The following is a 16,630-nucleotide window of genomic DNA, read 5'->3' as shown; positions in this document are numbered from 1 at the left end:
ATGACTATTAGTCATACTAGTGGGAGGCTGCATGGCTCGGCGAATCGTCAAGGAGGTCGAGGTCGAGGCGCCGCTGGAGCAGGTGTGGCAGGCGATCTCGAGCGGTCCGGGCTTCGCCACCTGGTACGTGCCGCACGCGATCGATCCGACGCCGGGTGGCCTGGTGCGCACGGACTTCGGGCCCGCCGGCGTGCGGCAGGGGGTCGTGCTGGACGCCGAACCGCCCCAGCGGCTCGTGTACGGGGGGTTCGGCGCGCCGGAGGACCCGGTGTACTGCTACGAGTTCGTGCTCGCGGCCGCCGAGGGCGGTCACACCGTGTTCCGGTTGGTGCAGAACGGTTTTCTCGACGACGAGGTGTGGGACCAGGAGTACGACGCGCTGGACGCGGGCTGGGACCTCTTCCTGCACAACCTGATCGTGTCCCAGCGGTGTTTCGCGGGCCTGCCCGCGTCGCTTGCGATGGCCATGACGAGGTCGGCGTCCGGCGGGGAGTGGCACCGGCTGCTCGCCGCCCTGCGCGTGCCCGCGGGTGTCGTCGTGGGGGATCGGGTCGTGGTCGCGGCGCCGCGGGGCGAGCCGGTCGAGGGCGTCGTCGACTTCCTCAACCCCGGCAGGCACCTCGGCGTGCGGTCGGATCGCGGGTTGCACCGGTTCAGCGCCGAGGGCGTCGAGCTGTGCGGCGTCAGCGTGTACCAGTACCGGTACGGGAATCCGCCACTGCGCGCGGACGTGTCCGCGTGCTGGCAACGGTGGCTGGACGACCGGTTCGCCTGACCCGCAACGGTCAGTCGGACGGCAGGGTGCGGCGCCGCACCGGGCGGACGCTCGGGTGCACGGCCACGACCATGCGGTGCGGACGACCGCCGGGCGCGTTCTCGTCGTGGTACTTGGCCGCCAGCGCCGTCACCGCCGCCGAGAGCTCGGTGGCGAACTGTGTGCGCGCGGCGGCGGAGGCGAAGCGGATCTCGCCGTCCAGGGCGAAGGTCGCCACCTTCCGGCCGGCCCGGCGCGAACCGATCAGCAACTCGCCCAGGTCGCGCATCAGCTGGGCGGTCACGGCCAGCAGCCACCCGATCGAGCGGTGGTCGTGGCTGTGCCGGGGATCGGGCTGGACCTGCTCGAACACGTCCGGAGAGATCACGTACGAGCTGGACGCCTGCAGGAAGCGCTCGGTGGTGTTGCGGACCCGGCGTTCGGAGACCAGCTGGATCAGACCGTGCTCCTCGAGCGTCCGCAGGTGGTAGTTGATCTTCTGGCGCGGGATGCCGAGCAGGGGTTCGAGGGTGGTGGCCGACTTCGGTGTGGCCAGCTCCGCCAGCAGCCGCAGGCGGATCGGGTCGAGGGCGATGCGTGCCGTGCCCGCGTCGCGGATGACTTCGATCTCGTGCACGTGCGGCTCCCCACCGGGTGATCGGACAACTTCGCCTTTATATACGAACCGGGCTGTGGAAACACGGGAGCCGCCGTCGGGGGGATGACGGCGGCTCCCCTCGGTCGGGCTCAGCCGGCGCTGCGAGGGGTGAGCGCCTTGCCGGCCACGACGAGCGCGGCGGCCACCAGCACGATGTCCTTCAACACGTACTGGCCGGTCAGGTTGGGCGTGAACGTGTCGTGCTCGAAGAGCTGGGCGGGCATCAGGATCAGCGGCGAGAGGATGCCCGTCAACGCCACGCCGAGCACGGCGAGCCCGGTCCTGCGCAGCCTGCCGGTGATGAGCGACAGCCCGATGAAGGTCTCCATCAGCGCCACGAGCACCACCGCGCCGCGACCGGGCACCAGGCCCAGCGTCAGCATCTCCACCGTCGTCCCCGCGATGTGCTCCGCCGGGCTGATCCCGGGGAAGAACTTCAGCGCGCCGAAGCCGAGGAACACGAGGCCCAGGCTCAGGCGCAGCAACCCGACGCTGTGCCGCGAGAGCCAGCGAGAGGCGGCTTCGGTGACGTGAGTGGTGACGCGCAAGGAATGTGTGGTGATCGCGATGCTCATGGCGCTCCCCCTGGGGCGGTGTCCGGCGGTGCACCCAAGGTCGCACGAACGAATCGAGCTGTCAATACAAAACTTTTTGTCCCATGAGACCCGTTGTCCCGCAACGGCTGTGTCAGATGCCGAGCTGGTGCGCCATGCTCAGGGCGTCGTAGTACACCGTGCAGCTGACGATCCGGCCGGCGCGGAACCGCAGCACCTCGCAGCCGCGGACGTCGAGGCGGCGTCCGGTGGCGGGGTACACCGTGCCGTCCGGCATGGTGAGCGTGCCCGTGTGCGTGCCGTGGTTGCGGACCTCCGCGACCACCACGTCGCCGTCCTGGTGCAGCGCCATGACCTCGGCCACCGCGTCCGGCAGCCCGGCGCGGCTGCGGCGCATCCAGTCGCGGAACCCGTCGTGCCCGCGGATCGACTCACCGGTCGCCATGTCGGTGAGCTCGTAGTCGTCGGCGAGGAGCCGGACCACGCCCTCCACGTCGTTCTCGGTGAAGTGCCGGTACATCGTCCGCGCGAGGTGCGCGTTGGCCTGAGGTGTTGTCATGGCGGGATTCCCGTCTGCCGCGCGGTGTTCCCCTTCTGGTCTACCGGCGGGGACGCGCGCGGTCCTTCTCGCAGGTTGCCGCATCTTCCCCGGCGGTCGAGAAGACACCGCCGGCCGACGCAGCATGGAGCTGACAACGGGAGGTGCCAGCGATGGCAGACAAGGTGTTCGTGAAGGCGATGGTGTTCGCGCCCGCGCCCGCGGTGTACCGGGCGATGACGACCGAGCTGTCCCTGCGCACGTGGTTCGCCGAGCACGTCGACGTCCGGCTGGACGACGGCAGATTCGAGTTCTGGGGAAGGCACACGCCGTTCGGCGACGTACCCCGGCAGACGAACGTGTCGGCCGAGCCGGGCGGGAAGCTGCGCTTCGACTGGGAGATGGAGGGGATGAGCACGGCGGTGGAGCTGTCGGTGCGCGGGACCGTCAGCGGTGACACGACGGTGTCGGTGCGGCACGAGCCGGTTCCGTTCTGGGGATTCGACCGGGCGAGCATGAACGACTTCTGGGGGATCGCGGTCGGCAACCTCGCCAACTTCACCGAGGGACGGACTCTCGCGCCGCGTCCCGACTACACGGTTCCCTGCGAGGAGACGGCTCTCGCGACGATCGTCGTCGGCACGAGCCCCGATGACGTGTTCTCCGTATTGCTCGATCCGGCCATGATCGACAAGTGGCTGCCGTCACAGTCGGTGGTGGAACCGTGGGAGGGCGGGCGTTACGAGTTCGGCTGGGACCACGGCCCGATGACGGTGGTCGACATCGAGGCACCACACCGGCTCGCCTACACCTGGCACAACGACGGCTGGCCGGACACCCTGGTGAGCTGGCAGCTGGACGAGGAACCAGGGGAAGGGACGAGGATCAGCCTGCGCCACAGCGGTTTCGTCGACGGACGCCCGTCCGACGGCTACCAGCTCGGCTGGCAGAACCTGCTGATCAACCTGCAGCGCATGGTGGAGATCGGCGAACGCTGGGAGGCGCCGCAGTGGCGGCACCGCTGACTCAGTCCGCGGGCAGCCAGCCGAGCGAGGTGGCCATCGTCCGCATCGTGGTGGTCACGTTGTTCAGCAACACGGTGCGCCGGAACTCGTAGAGCGCGCCCGCGTGCTCCGGCTGTGCCTCCATCGCGTGCACGAGGTGGCTGCCGCCGGGGCCGTGGCGGAACGTCTGGGTGATCAGCGTTCCGCCACCCGGACGTTCGGTGAGCCGGTAGCGCCAGGTGGAGGAGGGCAGCGACGGATCTCCCGCGAACCCGACGACGATCCACGAGAAGCTCTCCGGCCTGCTGACCTCGACCACCTCGCAGGTCACGTCCCACTCCCACTCGCCGGCCCGGTTGCGCGCGTGGAACCGGGCGCCCGGTTCGGCACCCCTGGCGCCGCCGATCCACGCGACGTGGACGCACTCCGGACTCCACTCGGGCACGCGGGTCGGATCTGCCACCGCGTCGAACACCTCCGTGGCGGGGGCGTCGACTTCGAGCTCGACGGTCACGGCGAGGGTGGTCACGTCCACGGGGCGCACCTCCGGTCGATGATTCTCCTTGCAGGCTAACGTAATCGCGATCCGCGCAAGCTGGGACAAGTGTTGTCCTGTCCTGGGGTCCTATAACCGTAGGCATGGTCCAGAGCGTTCAGCTCGTCCTGCGAGCGATCACCGTGGTCTCGATCTCCCTGTGGCACCTGGCCTTGGCCTGCCCGGTGATCGTGGTGCGCGCGTGCGTGAGCCGTGCGGAGGCGGGCGCGGTGGTGCGGCGCCGCACCCGCCGGCTGGTGGTCGCGCTGGGGCCCGCCTTCGTGAAGGGCGCGCAGTTGCTGAGCACGCGGCGCGACGTGCTCCCGGTCAGGTGGTGCGAGGTGCTGGCGGACCTGCACGACCGGGTGCCGCCCATGCCGGTCCGCACGGCCAGGAAAGTGCTGCGCTCGGCGTACGGCGGTGCCCTGCCCTTCGCGGTCGACTGGAACTCCGTGCGCAGCGGCAGCATCGCGTGCGTCTACCGGGCCGAGCTGGACGGGCAACCTGTGGCGCTCAAGGTGCGCAGACCCCGTGTGCGCAGGCTGATCGAGCAGGACTTCGCGATCATGCGCGCGGGTGCCGCGGTGATGGCGCGGCTGCCGTGGTTCCGGGGCCTGCCCGCGGTCGCGGTACTGCGTCAGATCGGTGCCGCGGTGGCGGCGCAGGCGGACTTCGACGCGGAGGCCCGCGCCCTCGCCGAGCTGCGCACGGTGCTGGCCGACGTGGAGTACCTGCACATCCCCCGTCCGCTGCCCTCGCGCGGCGCGGAAGGCGTGCTGGTGATGGAGTTCGTCGACGGCCTCGCCCCGCTCGCCACCGAGACCACCCCCGCCGCGCAACGCGCCCAGCTCGCCCGGCGGGTGCTGTTCTGCGTCTACCGCATGCTCTTCCTCGACGGCCTGGTCCACTGCGACATGCACCCCGGCAACCTCTACCTGGGGCGCGACGGCCGGATCGTCCTGCTGGACGCGGGGTTCGTGGTCCGGCTGGAACCCAGGGTGCGCAGGCTCTTCGCCGAGTTCTTCATGCACATGGCCCGCGGCGACGGCCGGCACTGCGCGGAGATCCTCCAGGAGAGCGCGGAGGGCGTCGCCGAGTGGGCCGACGTCGCCGCGTTCCGCCGGGGGACCGTCGCGCTGATCGAGGAGTCGAGCGGCCGCGCGGCCCGTGACTTCAGCCTGGTCCGGTTCGCCACGCGCCTGTTCGACCTGCAGCGCGTCAACGGGCTGTTCGCGGCGCCCGAGTTCATCTTCCCGTTGCTGGCCCTGCTCGTGCTGGAGGGCCGGATCAACGAGCTCGACGAAGAGGTCGACTTCCAGGCCGAGTCGATCCCCGTGCTCACCAGGGCGGTCATGTCAGGCCTGCTCAAGACCGGTTCCCGGAAGCAGGCCTGACGGCCCCTTCCCCTCCTCGACAGGAGCGAGCATGCAACCGACCTTCCTGCACGCACAACCTCCGGCGATCCCGAAACGCGGACGGCTGGTGGTGCTCAGCGCGCTCGCCGGGTTCGTGCTCACGGTGATCTGGTCGGCGCCGTTCGTCGACCGGGTCATCGGCGACACCGTCGCGAACTCGATGCTCGGCCACGACGCGAAGGCCACGCCTCTGGACGGTGTGCCGGCGGGCATCGCCTTCGCGTTCGTGACCGGGCTGGCCGGCTCGTTCACCGCGTGCAACATTGCGGTGTTCGGAGTCGTGACGCCACTCGTCGGCGACCGGGGTGCGGCCAGACCGCGCTGGCTGGACTCGCTGCGCCCGCTGTGGTGGATCTGCGTGGGAGCGGTGGGCATCTCGGCCGTCTACGGCGCGCTGGTCGCGATCGTGGGCACCTCCATGCCGCAGTTCGCGACCACCGCGAGCGTGGCCGGTGTGCTCAGCCCGCGACAGGTCCAGTCGATGATCGTGTTCGGTCTCATCGGCGTCGCGTTCGTCTACCTCGGCCTCGCCGCGCTGCGCCTGGTGCCCGACCCGTTCGCCCGTATCCGCCGGCGCCACCCGGCCGTGCCGCTCGTCGTGATGGGCGTGCTGATCGGCGCGCTGCTCATCGGCCGGCCGTTCCCGTTGTTCCGGATCATGTTCCGGCACGCGGCGGAGAGCGGGAACGTGTTCTACGGGATGTCCGCGTTCGTCCTGCAGTCACTGGGAAACCTGGTGATCGCCGCCGTCGTGTTCCTGGTGCTGGCACACGGCACCGGCGGCCGCGTGCAGCGCTGGCTGGCGGCCAGGCCGGGCCGCACCGAGCGGATCACCGCGGTCGCGTTCCTCGTCTTCGGCACGTTCACGCTGCTGTACTGGGACCTGCGGTCCCTCGGGCGGGCCGGGCTCATCTGGTACCCGGCCGTCGGCTGGTGAGGGCGGGATGTCGACGCGGCCGAACACCCGCCCGGTGCTGACGGTCGTCACGGTGGTCGTGCTCGGGTACTGGGCCGAACTCCTGCTGCGACTCGCACAGACCTACCTGTTCCACATACCCGAGCCGCACGCGCGAGGACTGCTCGGCGTGGTGTTGCCGTGGCTCGCGGAGTCCGGATGGGCGCACCACGGCATCGCGTTCCTCGTACTCGCCGGGTGCCTGGAGTGGCACCGGGCGTCGCGCGCCGAGGCGACCTGATGTCCGGCGCGTCCGGCCCCGCGATCCCGGTCGAGACGTGCGTGCGGCTGTTCGAGGCGGCCCGTTCGGCGGAGTCGGCCTGGAACCGGCAGCCGTGGCGGTTCGTCCTGGGCAGGTGCGCGGACCCGACCTTCCGGACGTTGTCCTCGGCCCTTGCCGAGGACAACCGCGTCAAGGCGCGCACCGCCGTCGCGTTGATCCTGGCGACCGTCCGGACCACTGACGACGCCGGCAAGAGGATGCGCGGCACCGAGTACGAGCTCGGCCTGGCGGTCGGAGGACTCACCGCCAGGGCGCGCGCCGAGGGCCTGCAGGTGCGGCAGTACGGAGGGTTCGACCGCGCGACGGTACGCGCCGCGCTCGCCGTACCGGACACGCACGACCTCGTCACGGTGGTCGGGCTGCGGTGGGCGCGGCCTGACCGAGTCCGTCCGGCCGCGCGAATGTCGTTGTCCGACATCGTGTTCTCCGGCCGCTGGGGCTCGCCCGCGGATCTCGCAACCGGGAAGAGACGCTCCTCCGCCGAATCACGATACTGAGGAACAGCAATGTTTTCTTCACGGCGGAGAATGGCGTGCAATGGACTTTCTGCAGCTGGGCGGACCCATAGCGGCGGTCGTCACCGCGTTTCTGAGCTTCGTCGGGGCACGACGGATGATCAGGCACGAACGAGCCAAGGAAGAGCTGCGGCACGCCGAGCAGCAACGCGCGGAGGAACTGGTCAGGCAGCGGGCCGCCGACAACCTGGTGGACCAGGCGAGGGCGGCGGTGGCGGCCGAGCGGGACCAGTTGCTGGGCCGCTGGCAGCAGACCCTCGACGAGGCCCTGGAGGAGCGCCGGCGCCTCGTCGAGGACCACCGCGTGGAGATCGAACGCGTGCGTCAGCAGGCGCGCTGGGAGGTGGACCGGGTGCGTCGCGAGTCGGCGGCCATCGTCACTCACCTGCGTGCCCAGTTCGCCGAACGGCTCGACGACAGCGACGAGCGCCGGAGCATCGAGCAGAAACGCTAGTGCCGCAGCCCCGTCAGTCCTGCTCCCGCGGCCCGGCTTCCATGCGGTCGAGATCGGCCAGCACGGTGTCGATCGCGGTGATCTCCGCGGCGAAGTAGGCGGAGCCCCAGGTGGCGACCAGCGCCGGGTAGGGCAGCGCCTGGTCCAGCTCGGTCCTGAGCTGGGTGAGCCCGCTCGTCTGCTCCACGGCCCAGTCCCGGTACTCGGTGAGAACCTCGCGCAGCCTGCCGTGGTTGGTCTGGTGGCCGAAGAACAGGCGCAGCGCGACGGAGTGCTTGAGCAGCGGAGGCCCGACGGGGGCGTGGTCCAGCCATTCGCGGAAGACCTTCAGACCGGCGTCGGTGATCCGGTACAACCGCTTGTCCGGGCGGCTCTTCTGCTCTTCCAGGTGCACCTCGACGAGCCCGTGCTGCAGCAACCTGCGCAACTCCAGGTAGATCTGGCTCTGCGCGGGACTCCAGTAGAAGTAGCGCAGGTTCATCGCCCACTTGCGCAGGTCGTACCCGGTCAGCTCCTGACCGAATGACAGCAAGCCGAGCACTGCGTACGCCGTCGCGGGCAGCGCCGGGTCCTGGCTGGGCACTTCTTCCTGCGCCACGGTGTCTCCTGCGTCCTGACGTGCGGTGAACGGCTCGGCGACAGTCTGCCACCCCGTTGTGTCCAAAGCGGACCCTCGGTGCCGCGGGGGTTTGGCAAGACGGGATAAGCGGGTCCGGCCGGTCGCGGGCTATCAATCGAGGTGAGCGAAAAGGCACGCCACCGCAAGGAGAATCGCGATGACACAACCCACCACGGCCCGGCACGCCAGGAGCAGCTCCGCGGCTGTGATCGTGTTCACGGCGGCTCTCACCGTTGCCTGTACGGGCGGAAGCGACAAACCGGGCGAGCCGCCTCCGGGCACCCCGCCGCCCTCCACCGTCCCGGCGGGACCCGCGCTGTCGTTCGCGACCTCGGCGGGCAGCCCGGTCGGTGACAACCCGCGGGCGATCTCGGCCGCGGACTTCGACCGCGACGGTGTTCTGGACCTCGTCACGGCGAACCTCGGACCGGGCGACGCGTCGGTGCTCTTCGGTGATGGCAGGGCCGGGTTCCGCGAGGTCGTGACGATCCCGGCCGGACCGGCGGCCCTGCGCAACGCCACCGCCGACGTCGACGCCGACGGCAACGCCGACGTGGTCACGATCAACGTCAGCGACGAGACCGTCACCGTGCAGCGCGGTGACGGCAAGGGCGGGTTCGGCGCGCCGACCGTCCACGCCGCGGGAGACGGTCCGTCCGGTGTGGCCGCCGCCGACCTCGACGGCAACGGGAGCCTCGACCTCGCCACCGCCAACTACGACGGCGACAACGTGAGCGTCATGCTCGCCGACGGCGGCGGCGGGTTCGCCGCACCGGTGCACCTGCCCGCCGGGAACGGCCCCGCCGACATCACCGCGGCCGACTTCAACGGCGACGGGCGAACGGACCTGGCTTCCGGCAACCATCATTCGGACGACGCCGGAATCCTCCTCGGCAACGGCGACGGCACGTTCGCCCCCGTGGTCTCCGCCAAGGCGGGCAACGGTCCGCACGGAATCGTCACGGCCGACTTCAACGCCGACGGCCACGCCGACCTCGCCACCCCCGACTACGAGGGCGACACGGTCTCGGTGCTCCTCGGCGACGGCGGGGGCGGGTTCGCGGAGCCGCTCGTGATGCCGGCGGGTGACGGTCCGACCGGGATCGCGGCCGCCGACCTCGACGGTGACGGCGATATCGACCTGGCGTCCGCGAACTTCGAGTCCGACAACGTCTCGGTCTTCGCGGGCGACGGGCGAGGCGGGTTCTCCGCCGCGCTGACGGTGCCCGCCGCGGACGGCCCGATCAAGATCGTCGCGGGTGACCTGGACGGTGACGGCAAGGCGGACCTGGCGGTGGCGAACTCCCACGCCGACAACGTCGTGGTGCTCCGGAACACCACCGGCGGCTAGAGCCCGCGTCGGAGTCCGGGACGCCGCCCGCATCGAAGTCCGGGACGCCGTCCGCGTCGGAGTCCGGGACGCCACCCGCGTCGGAGTCCGGGACACCGCCCGCGCGGCCGCACCACCGGGAACCACCTCAGGCGCGACTCCCGTCGAACGGGACGTCGGTCGCGCCACCGGTGCCGTGGCCGTCCGACCACCGAAATATGCGGCAAAGGCCGCCGGCCACGGCACTAGTTCCGCGGTTCCCACAGCTCGAACCAGTTCCCCTCCGGGTCGCACGCCCAGGCGAACCGCCCGTAGTCGTACTCCTCGATCTCGTCCCTGACCGGCGTGCCGGTGGACCGCAGCCGGGCGAGCACGGCGTCCAGGTCGGCGACCCGGAAGTTGACCATCACCTGCTGGGCGGGGTTGTGGAAGTACTCGGTGTCCCGGGGGAACGGGCCCCACACCGTCGGCCCGGCCTGCTGGTCCCACATCCGCTCCTCACCGGTCTGCTCGCCGTCACCGGGGCTGATCGGGATGCCGAGGTTGTCGCGGTACCACCGGGCCTGGGCCCGTGGGTCCTTCGCGCGAAAGAAGACACCGCCGATGCCTTGGACGAGGTCCATGTCGTCTCCACCGTTGCCCGTCGTGTCCGAAGAGTGCCGTTTGTGTGACAAACAGTCATATCGATTGTATGATGTTTAGTCATATGCCGCCCAGTGTGGCGCGCGGTTTCCGGAGGGGTGAGCCGGCCTTCGAGCCCGGCGGAGAGGCGATGATGACCGCAGCGATCGTGGCTCGGGAAGTCGTGAAGAAGTACGCGTCGGTGACGGCGCTGGACGGCTTCGATCTGGAGGTCGCCGAGGGAACGGTGATGGGCCTGCTCGGCCCGAACGGAGCGGGCAAGACCACGGCGGTCAGGGTCTTCGCCACACTCATCCAGCCCGACAGCGGCCACGCCGAGGTCGCCGGGATCGACGTGGTGGCGAACCCGCGGGCGGTGCGTGAGGTGATCGGCCTGTCGGGGCAGTACGCCGCGGTCGACGAGCTGCTGACCGGCTACGAGAACCTGGAGCTGATCGGCCGGCTCTACCACCTGGGCAAGAAGGGTGCGAAGGCGCGCGCCGAGGAGCTGCTGGAGCAGTTCGACCTGACCGAGGCCGCGGGCAGGCGGCTCAAGGAGTACTCCGGCGGCATGCGGCGGCGTCTTGACCTCGCGGGCGCGCTGGTGCGCAAACCGAAGGTCCTCATCCTCGACGAACCGACGACAGGCCTCGACATCCGCAGCCGTGAGGCCACGTGGGAAGCCATCGGCGAACTGGTCGCGTCCGGCAGCACGTTGCTGCTCACGACGCAGTACCTGGAGGAGGCCGACCGGCTGGCCCACCGCATCGCGGTGATCGACCACGGCAAGCTGATCGCGAACGGCACGGCCGACGAGCTCAAGGACCAGGTCGGTGGCCACCGGCTCGAGGTGACGCTGCGCGACGCGGCCGACCTCGACCACGCCCGCGCCGTGCTGGCGCCGATCGGGCACGGCGAACCCGTTGCCACGCAGGAGGACCGCCGGGTGGTCGTGCCGATCGCGGCCGCCGGGGGAGTGCTGGTCGAAGGTGTGCGCAGGCTCGACATGGCAGGCATCGAGGTGGTCGACGCCTCGGTGCGCAGGCCCACGCTGGACGACGTCTTCCTCGCCCTCACGGGGCATCGGGCGGACAAGGCCGAGCAGAACGGTGAGGGCGTGAAGGCCGAGGAGACGAAGAACGAGGAGCCTGTTCGATGAGTGCGGTGGGACTCGCCGTCGGTGACGGCGTGGTGCTGGCGAAGCGCAACCTCACCAGGACGTTGCGCGTGCCGGACCTGATGATGTCGTCGCTGATCATGCCGATCATGTCGACGTTGCTGTTCGCCTACATCTTCGGCAGCGCCATCCAGGTGCCGGGCGTGTCGTACACCGAGTTCCTGCTCGTCGGCGTGTTCGTGCAGACCGTGGTGTTCAACTCGGTGATCACCGGCTCGGGGTTGGCCGAGGACATCCAGAAGGGCATCGTCGACCGGTTCCGGTCGCTGCCGATCTCGCCGTACTCCGTCCTCATCGGACGGACGATCAGCGATCTCGCGAACAACGTGCTGTCGATCGTCGTGATGGTCGTGACGGGACTGCTCGTCGGCTGGCGCATCGACAGCTCGGCGGGCGAGGCGGCGGCGGGTTTCGTACTGCTGCTGGCATTCGCGTACGCGCTGTCGTGGGTCCTGGCCGTCGTCGGCCTGTCGGTGCGGGCGCCGGAGGTGGTGACGAACGCCAGCTTCATGATCATCATGCCGCTGTGCTTCATCGCCAACACCTACGTCAGCCCGGAGGGCTTCCCCGCCGTGCTGCGGGTGATCGCCGAGTGGAACCCCGTGTCCGCGGTCACCCAGGCGGTGCGGGAGCTGTTCGGCAACACCAACCCGGCCTTCCCGCCCGGTGACGCGTGGCCGTTGCAGAACGCGATCCTGGCGTCGTTCCTGTGGATCGTGGTGATGCTCGTGGTGTTCGTGCCGTTCGCGACGAGTCGTTACCGCAAGGCCGTCGCCCGCTGACGGTTCCAGCCCTCCGCGCGCACGGACTCGTTTCCGTGCGCGCGGTGTGCTGTGGTCAGAACTTCAGGCCGAGCTGGGTCGCCACCGTCAGGAAGTCGTAGTAGAGCGTGCCCTTGGCGATCCTGCCGTCGCGGAACTCGTAGAGCTCGCAGCTCAGCCCGCGGATCCGGTTGCCCGTGGGCGGGTGCTCTCCGCCGCCGGGCAACGGGAACGGCGCCGTGTGCGTGCCCTCGTTGACCACCTCCGCGACCGCGAAGTCGCCCTTGATCACCAGGGACTGGATCGTCGTCCGCGCGTCGGGCAGCGGGATCCGGTTCGCCGCCTGCCGCTGCTTCCAGCCCGCGGGGCCGCGCACCACCTCGCCCGACGGCACGTCGATGCCCTCGTAGTCGTCGGTGAGCAGCGCGCTCGCCGCGTCGAGGTCGTTGTCGTTGAACTTCTGGTAGAGCGCGCGCAGCGTCTCTTCGTTGCGCAGTTCGTTCGTCACGCCGCCTTCTCCGTCCTGGCCCGCGAGCAGGCCGTGCGCAAAATCGCCGAGCTTTCGTCCGAATGATTCGATGTCGCTCATCTCTCCCCGTTTCCAGGCAGCTGTAGGACCCGTTCTACGGCGCGTCGCCAGCTCTTTCTTCTTCCAGAGTGCTGAATGTGAACTTCACGCACCTCGTGATTGGGCAAGCGATGAAAAGCCTGGTGGAAGCCCTGCGGCTGACACTGGAAAGCGCAGCCGATCGAGTGCGAGGAGAAGCACATGGGCGCCGCAATGCGCGTTTCCCGAAAAGTGGCCGGATCTCTGGTGGCGGTGCTGCTGGTCGCCGGCTGCACCACGAAGTCCGAACCGGATCCCCCGCCGGGCACCTCGTCCGGCGCGCGGCCGACGGCGAACGTGCCGCCCGCCGGCACCCCGGCACCGGTGCCGATGCCCGCCCAGCAGGCGTCGTTCGCGGCGGCCGGCGCGTTCAAGGCAGGCGACGCCTCGGCCGACATCCTGGCGGCCGACCTCAACGACGACGGCGCACTGGACCTGGCGACGCCCAACTACAACTCCAACGACGTGGCCGTGCTGATCGCCGACGGCAACGGCGGTTACGCGCCACCGCTGATCCTGCCCGCCGGCCGCACCCCGAACGGCCTCGCGGCCGGCGACTTCAACTCCGACGGCCACGAGGACCTCGTCGCCGCGAACCTCGGGTCCGACGACCTGTCGCTCTATGTGGGCGACGGCACCGGCAAGTTCGGTGAGCCGGTCACGTTCCCGGCGGGCGACGGACCGGCCCGCGCCGTGGCGCGTGATCTCAACGGCGACAGCTTCCTCGACATCGTGACGCCCAACCTCAACGGCGACGACGTGACCGTGATGCTCGGGGACGGCAAGGGCGCGTTCGCCGCACCCGCCCACCACCCGGCGGGCGACGGCGCGCTGCGGCTGTCGGTCGCGGACCTCGACGGCGACGGGAAGCTCGACCTCGCGGTGTCGAACTACAACTCCGGCGACGTCACCGTGCTCAAGGGTGACGGCGGCGGCCGGTTCGGTCCGCCCGCGGCCTTCCCGGCGGGCGACACCTCGGCCGGTGCCGCGCTCGCCGACTTCAACAGCGACGGCGCGCTCGACGTCGTCAGCGCCCTCTACGAGGTGGACCAGATCGCCGTGCTGTTCGGTGACGGCAAGGGCGGCTTCGGCGGCCCGGTCGTGCTCGGCTCGGGTGCGCACCCGTCCGACACGGGGGTCGGCGACTTCAACGGCGACGGGTTCGCGGACATCGTGGCGCCCAACTTCGACTCCGACGACGTGAGCCTGCTGCACGGTGACGGCAAGGGCGGGTTCGCCGCCCCGGTCAGCATCAAGGTCGGCGCCGGCGCGCCCGCGATCGTGGTCACCGACTTCAACGGCGACGGCAAGGCCGACTTCGCGACCGCGGACTCGCTCGCGGACACGGTCTCGGTGCTGCTCAACACCACCGGCGGCTGACGCCGGCCCGGGCGGCTCGTTCCCCCCTCGCCCAGGGCCTGGCCGCGACCGCCGCGCCAGATGGGGGTTCTCCGCCGGTGTGGTCACCCGGCGGGGAACCCCCTCGTTCTCGTGCTGGTCACGCCGACCAGAGACCCACGTGGTTGCCGTCCGGATCGCAGATGACGGCGCACAACCCGTGGGCGCCACCGATGTTCATGAGTGGGCGGTGCAGCGTGGCGCCGGCCGCCAGCGCCACCTCGACGGTCTTCGGGATGTCGTCCACGTGCAGGTACAACACGCTCGACTCGCGGCCGACGGCCTCGTCCGGCGTCGCCGTGCGGGCGATGCCGCCGTTGCCGCTCTCACCGTCCGCCGTCCGGATGACGAGGTAGCCGTCGAGGCTCTCGTCGGCGTCGCCGAGCGGGTCGAACGTCCAGCCGAACACCGTGCCGTAGAACTCCGCTGCTCTGGTGACGTCACGGACGTGGATCTCGAACCACGCCAGCGCGCCGCGGTGAAGGGACATCGGGGTCTCCGTTCCGCAAGATCACTACTACGAAGTGAAGTGAGACAACGAAAGAGCTAGCGGTGAGAACTCCAGCTCGTTGACTCAGTATAGGAAAAATAAGTAACCTTGCCTCCTCCGGACAGAGGAGTTCGCGATGACCCAGCTCGCCGGACATCCGATCCCGGTCGCGTGCTTCGATCCCTCGGCTCCCGAGGTCCAGCGCGATCCGTACCCCTACTACCACTGGCTGCTGCGCAACGACCCCGTTCACCGCGGCGTGAACGGCATCTGGTTCGTGTCCCGCTACGACGACGTGCGAGCTGTTCTCGCCGAAGATCGCCTTGTACGGCAAGGCATCCGGGACTTCTGGTCGCAGCTCGTCGGGCCCGGACCGCTCAGCGGCATCCTCAGCAGGACCCTGCTGTTCCAGGACGAACCGGACCACAGCCGGTTGCGGGCGCTCGTCATGCCCGCCTTCGCGCCCCGTGCGCTCCGGTCGCTGGTGCCCGAGATCGACCGGCTCGTCGACGAACTGGTCGACCCGTCGGCGGGGGAGCTCGACGTCATCAACGACGTCGCGTACCCGTTGGCGCTGGGCGTGATCTCGGCCGTGCTCGGCCTTCCCGTGAAGGACAGGGACCTGATCCGGGCGTGGTCGTTGCGCATCGGACCCACCCTCGACCTCGCGGCCGGGCCGGGCGAGATCGCCGACGGCCAGGCGGCGATGGCCGAGCTGACCGACTACCTGACGGACCTGATCCAGGGGCGCCGAGGTTCCGGTGACCTGCTCGGCACCCTGTGCGCGGACGGCTCCGCCAGCCGCGAGGAGGTCATCGCCATGGTGGTCACGCTGATCTTCGCGGGACACGAGACCGTGACCAACCAGATCGGCAACGGAGTGCTGGCGCTGGCACGGCATCCCGCCCAGCTCAGCCTGTTGCGTGCCCTGCCGGACCTGATCCCGGACGCGGTGGAGGAGATGCTGCGCTTCGACTCGTCGGTCCAGTCCAACAGCAGGCAGCTCGTGGACGACCTCGAACTGCGGGGGAGAACGTTGCGGCGCGGTGAGCTCGTGGTCGCGCTCATGGGCGCCGCGAACCGGGATCCGGAGCGGTTCGCCGACCCGGACCGGTTCGACGTCACCAGGACCGGCGTGCACCCGCTGTCGTTCGGCAGCGGGATGCGGCACTGCGTGGGCGCGGTGCTCGCACGGCTCGAGCTCGCCGCTGTGTTCCGCGCCCTGGTGCGGCTGCCCGACTGGGCCCTGACGAAGAACCCCGGCGAACTCCAGTACCAGCGCAGCACGATGTTCCGCGGCGTGCTGACGCTCCCGATCGCCTTCACGGCGCAGAACTCCAGGAGCACACCATGACCGTCGACGCCGCGCTCGACCGCTCCGATCCGCTGGTCGTGCCGAACAGCCAGCACCACGTGGGACTCAGCATCCGCGGCCAGCTCACCGTGCTCTTCTCCGACGGCGAGACGCTGGACTGCGCGGACGTCAAGGGCCTGAGCGCGGTGCGCAGCGCGCAGGACTTCACCACCCTGCCCGACGGCAGGCCGCAGATCGCCGTCACCCGGCTGATGACGCACTTCCACTCCAACGAGACGGGCCTGCTGATCCAGCAGAACCCCGCCCGCCCCAACCTCGGGATCCTCACCGGCCTGCAGTCCGGGGGAGCCGAGGCGCTGCTGCCGGCGGACGTCGTCTTCGAGCAGTACCTGATCATCAGCCTGCGCGGGCGCCTGTACCTCAACCTCGACCCGCTGCTGATGGAGGCCAAGGCGATCACCACGTTCCCGCCTGTCGGCACCACCTTCCTGTCCCGCACGCCGACGACGTTCTACGACGTGACGGAACTGGAGGGCGGCCTGCACGCCACCGAGCCCGGCTCCGCGAAGCCGCGACTCGCGCTGGCGTCGACGAGCGTGTGCGGCAGCCACGTCACGCACGAGATCGACGTCCCGACGGACTGACGG

The 16,630-nt window shown here is 70.0% G+C and carries 21 protein-coding genes; 13 read left to right on the top strand and 8 right to left on the bottom strand.

The window, feature by feature from the left end; all coding sequences use genetic code 11:
• Positions 1–31 precede the first annotated feature (31 nt).
• On the top strand, positions 32–775 hold the full coding sequence (locus tag BLR21_RS05595; protein WP_090004631.1) for an SRPBCC family protein: 744 nt from the start codon (positions 32–34) through the stop codon (positions 773–775).
• Between the two features lie 10 nt (positions 776–785).
• Here BLR21_RS05595 and BLR21_RS05590 read toward each other — a convergent pair whose 3' ends face one another.
• The 3 genes from BLR21_RS05590 to BLR21_RS05580 all read right to left on the bottom strand — a co-directional run bounded on the left by BLR21_RS05590 (position 786) and on the right by BLR21_RS05580 (position 2,525).
• On the bottom strand, positions 786–1,391 hold the full coding sequence (locus BLR21_RS05590; protein WP_090004630.1) for a winged helix-turn-helix domain-containing protein: 606 nt from the start codon (positions 1,389–1,391) through the stop codon (positions 786–788).
• 110 nt (positions 1,392–1,501) lie between these two features.
• Positions 1,502–1,987, bottom strand: coding sequence for a DoxX family protein (locus BLR21_RS05585; RefSeq protein ID WP_090004629.1), 486 nt, complete (start codon positions 1,985–1,987; stop codon positions 1,502–1,504).
• A gap of 112 nt (positions 1,988–2,099) precedes the next feature.
• Positions 2,100–2,525: an ester cyclase gene (locus BLR21_RS05580; RefSeq protein WP_176929493.1), complete on the bottom strand. Its 426-nt coding sequence runs from the start codon at positions 2,523–2,525 to the stop codon at positions 2,100–2,102.
• Positions 2,526–2,677: 152 nt separating this feature from the next.
• Between BLR21_RS05580 and BLR21_RS05575 the strand changes: the two genes are divergently transcribed.
• On the top strand, positions 2,678–3,529 hold the full coding sequence (locus tag BLR21_RS05575) for an SRPBCC family protein (protein WP_090004627.1): 852 nt from the start codon (positions 2,678–2,680) through the stop codon (positions 3,527–3,529).
• A gap of 1 nt (position 3,530) precedes the next feature.
• Here the strand turns inward: BLR21_RS05575 and BLR21_RS05570 are convergent, their stop codons facing one another.
• Positions 3,531–4,043 carry an SRPBCC family protein gene (locus BLR21_RS05570; protein ID WP_176929492.1) on the bottom strand — a complete coding sequence of 171 codons (513 nt, stop codon included), beginning with the start codon at positions 4,041–4,043 and terminating at the stop codon, positions 3,531–3,533.
• 104 nt (positions 4,044–4,147) lie between these two features.
• Here BLR21_RS05570 and BLR21_RS05565 point away from each other — a divergent pair, with 104 nt between their 5' ends.
• The 5 genes from BLR21_RS05565 to BLR21_RS05545 are packed head-to-tail and all read left to right on the top strand — an operon-like array spanning position 4,148 to position 7,665.
• Positions 4,148–5,437, top strand: a complete 1,290-nt coding sequence (locus BLR21_RS05565; protein WP_090004625.1) for an ABC1 kinase family protein — start codon at positions 4,148–4,150, stop codon at positions 5,435–5,437.
• A gap of 31 nt (positions 5,438–5,468) precedes the next feature.
• A complete protein-coding gene (locus BLR21_RS05560; RefSeq protein WP_090004624.1) occupies positions 5,469–6,395 on the top strand; it encodes a hypothetical protein in 927 nt (308 codons plus the stop codon).
• Positions 6,396–6,402: 7 nt separating this feature from the next.
• Positions 6,403–6,654: a hypothetical protein gene (locus BLR21_RS05555; protein WP_090004623.1), complete on the top strand. Its 252-nt coding sequence runs from the start codon at positions 6,403–6,405 to the stop codon at positions 6,652–6,654.
• Positions 6,621–7,193 carry a nitroreductase family protein gene (locus tag BLR21_RS05550; RefSeq protein ID WP_090004622.1) on the top strand — a complete coding sequence of 191 codons (573 nt, stop codon included), beginning with the start codon at positions 6,621–6,623 and terminating at the stop codon, positions 7,191–7,193. Before BLR21_RS05555 ends, BLR21_RS05550 begins: the two co-directional genes overlap by 34 nt.
• A gap of 40 nt (positions 7,194–7,233) precedes the next feature.
• Entirely contained in the window at positions 7,234–7,665 is a 432-nt protein-coding gene (locus BLR21_RS05545; protein ID WP_090004621.1) for a hypothetical protein, read from the top strand.
• Positions 7,666–7,678: 13 nt separating this feature from the next.
• Here the strand turns inward: BLR21_RS05545 and BLR21_RS05540 are convergent, their stop codons facing one another.
• On the bottom strand, positions 7,679–8,263 hold the full coding sequence (locus BLR21_RS05540) for a PadR family transcriptional regulator (RefSeq protein ID WP_030474994.1): 585 nt from the start codon (positions 8,261–8,263) through the stop codon (positions 7,679–7,681).
• A 178-nt stretch (positions 8,264–8,441) separates the two neighbouring features.
• Between BLR21_RS05540 and BLR21_RS05535 the strand changes: the two genes are divergently transcribed.
• Positions 8,442–9,635 (top strand): FG-GAP repeat domain-containing protein, encoded by a 1,194-nt coding sequence (locus BLR21_RS05535; RefSeq protein WP_090004620.1) that lies wholly within the window; start codon positions 8,442–8,444, stop codon positions 9,633–9,635.
• A 224-nt stretch (positions 9,636–9,859) separates the two neighbouring features.
• On the opposite strand, the gene BLR21_RS05530 is transcribed toward BLR21_RS05535, so the two are convergent.
• The gene (locus BLR21_RS05530) at positions 9,860–10,237 is read right to left on the bottom strand and encodes a VOC family protein (protein ID WP_090004619.1); all 378 of its coding nucleotides are present in this window, start codon (positions 10,235–10,237) and stop codon (positions 9,860–9,862) included.
• Between the two features lie 152 nt (positions 10,238–10,389).
• Here BLR21_RS05530 and BLR21_RS05525 point away from each other — a divergent pair, with 152 nt between their 5' ends.
• Entirely contained in the window at positions 10,390–11,394 is a 1,005-nt protein-coding gene (locus tag BLR21_RS05525; RefSeq protein ID WP_090005044.1) for an ATP-binding cassette domain-containing protein, read from the top strand.
• Positions 11,391–12,194: an ABC transporter permease gene (locus tag BLR21_RS05520; protein WP_090004618.1), complete on the top strand. Its 804-nt coding sequence runs from the start codon at positions 11,391–11,393 to the stop codon at positions 12,192–12,194. Before BLR21_RS05525 ends, BLR21_RS05520 begins: the two co-directional genes overlap by 4 nt.
• Before the next feature lie 55 nt (positions 12,195–12,249).
• Here BLR21_RS05520 and BLR21_RS05515 read toward each other — a convergent pair whose 3' ends face one another.
• The gene (locus tag BLR21_RS05515) at positions 12,250–12,762 is read right to left on the bottom strand and encodes an ester cyclase (protein WP_218130764.1); all 513 of its coding nucleotides are present in this window, start codon (positions 12,760–12,762) and stop codon (positions 12,250–12,252) included.
• A 180-nt stretch (positions 12,763–12,942) separates the two neighbouring features.
• On the opposite strand from BLR21_RS05515, the gene BLR21_RS05510 reads away from it, so the two are divergent.
• On the top strand, positions 12,943–14,160 hold the full coding sequence (locus BLR21_RS05510; protein WP_218130763.1) for an FG-GAP repeat domain-containing protein: 1,218 nt from the start codon (positions 12,943–12,945) through the stop codon (positions 14,158–14,160).
• A 118-nt stretch (positions 14,161–14,278) separates the two neighbouring features.
• Here the strand turns inward: BLR21_RS05510 and BLR21_RS05505 are convergent, their stop codons facing one another.
• The gene (locus BLR21_RS05505) at positions 14,279–14,668 is read right to left on the bottom strand and encodes a VOC family protein (RefSeq protein ID WP_090004616.1); all 390 of its coding nucleotides are present in this window, start codon (positions 14,666–14,668) and stop codon (positions 14,279–14,281) included.
• A 136-nt stretch (positions 14,669–14,804) separates the two neighbouring features.
• Between BLR21_RS05505 and BLR21_RS05500 the strand changes: the two genes are divergently transcribed.
• Both BLR21_RS05500 and BLR21_RS05495 read left to right on the top strand, forming a co-directional pair.
• Positions 14,805–16,022 (top strand): cytochrome P450, encoded by a 1,218-nt coding sequence (locus BLR21_RS05500; RefSeq protein WP_090004615.1) that lies wholly within the window; start codon positions 14,805–14,807, stop codon positions 16,020–16,022.
• Positions 16,019–16,627, top strand: a complete 609-nt coding sequence (locus BLR21_RS05495) for a hypothetical protein (RefSeq protein WP_090004614.1) — start codon at positions 16,019–16,021, stop codon at positions 16,625–16,627. The genes BLR21_RS05500 and BLR21_RS05495 overlap by 4 nt, the downstream gene beginning before the upstream one ends.
• The last annotated feature ends 3 nt before the right edge of the window (positions 16,628–16,630 follow it).

It is taken from the genome of Lentzea albidocapillata subsp. violacea, from assembly GCF_900100275.1.
Lineage (GTDB): Bacteria > Actinomycetota > Actinomycetes > Mycobacteriales > Pseudonocardiaceae > Lentzea > Lentzea violacea.
Note: the sequence above shows the minus strand (reverse complement) of the source record. Positions and strands in the feature narration are given on the sequence as shown.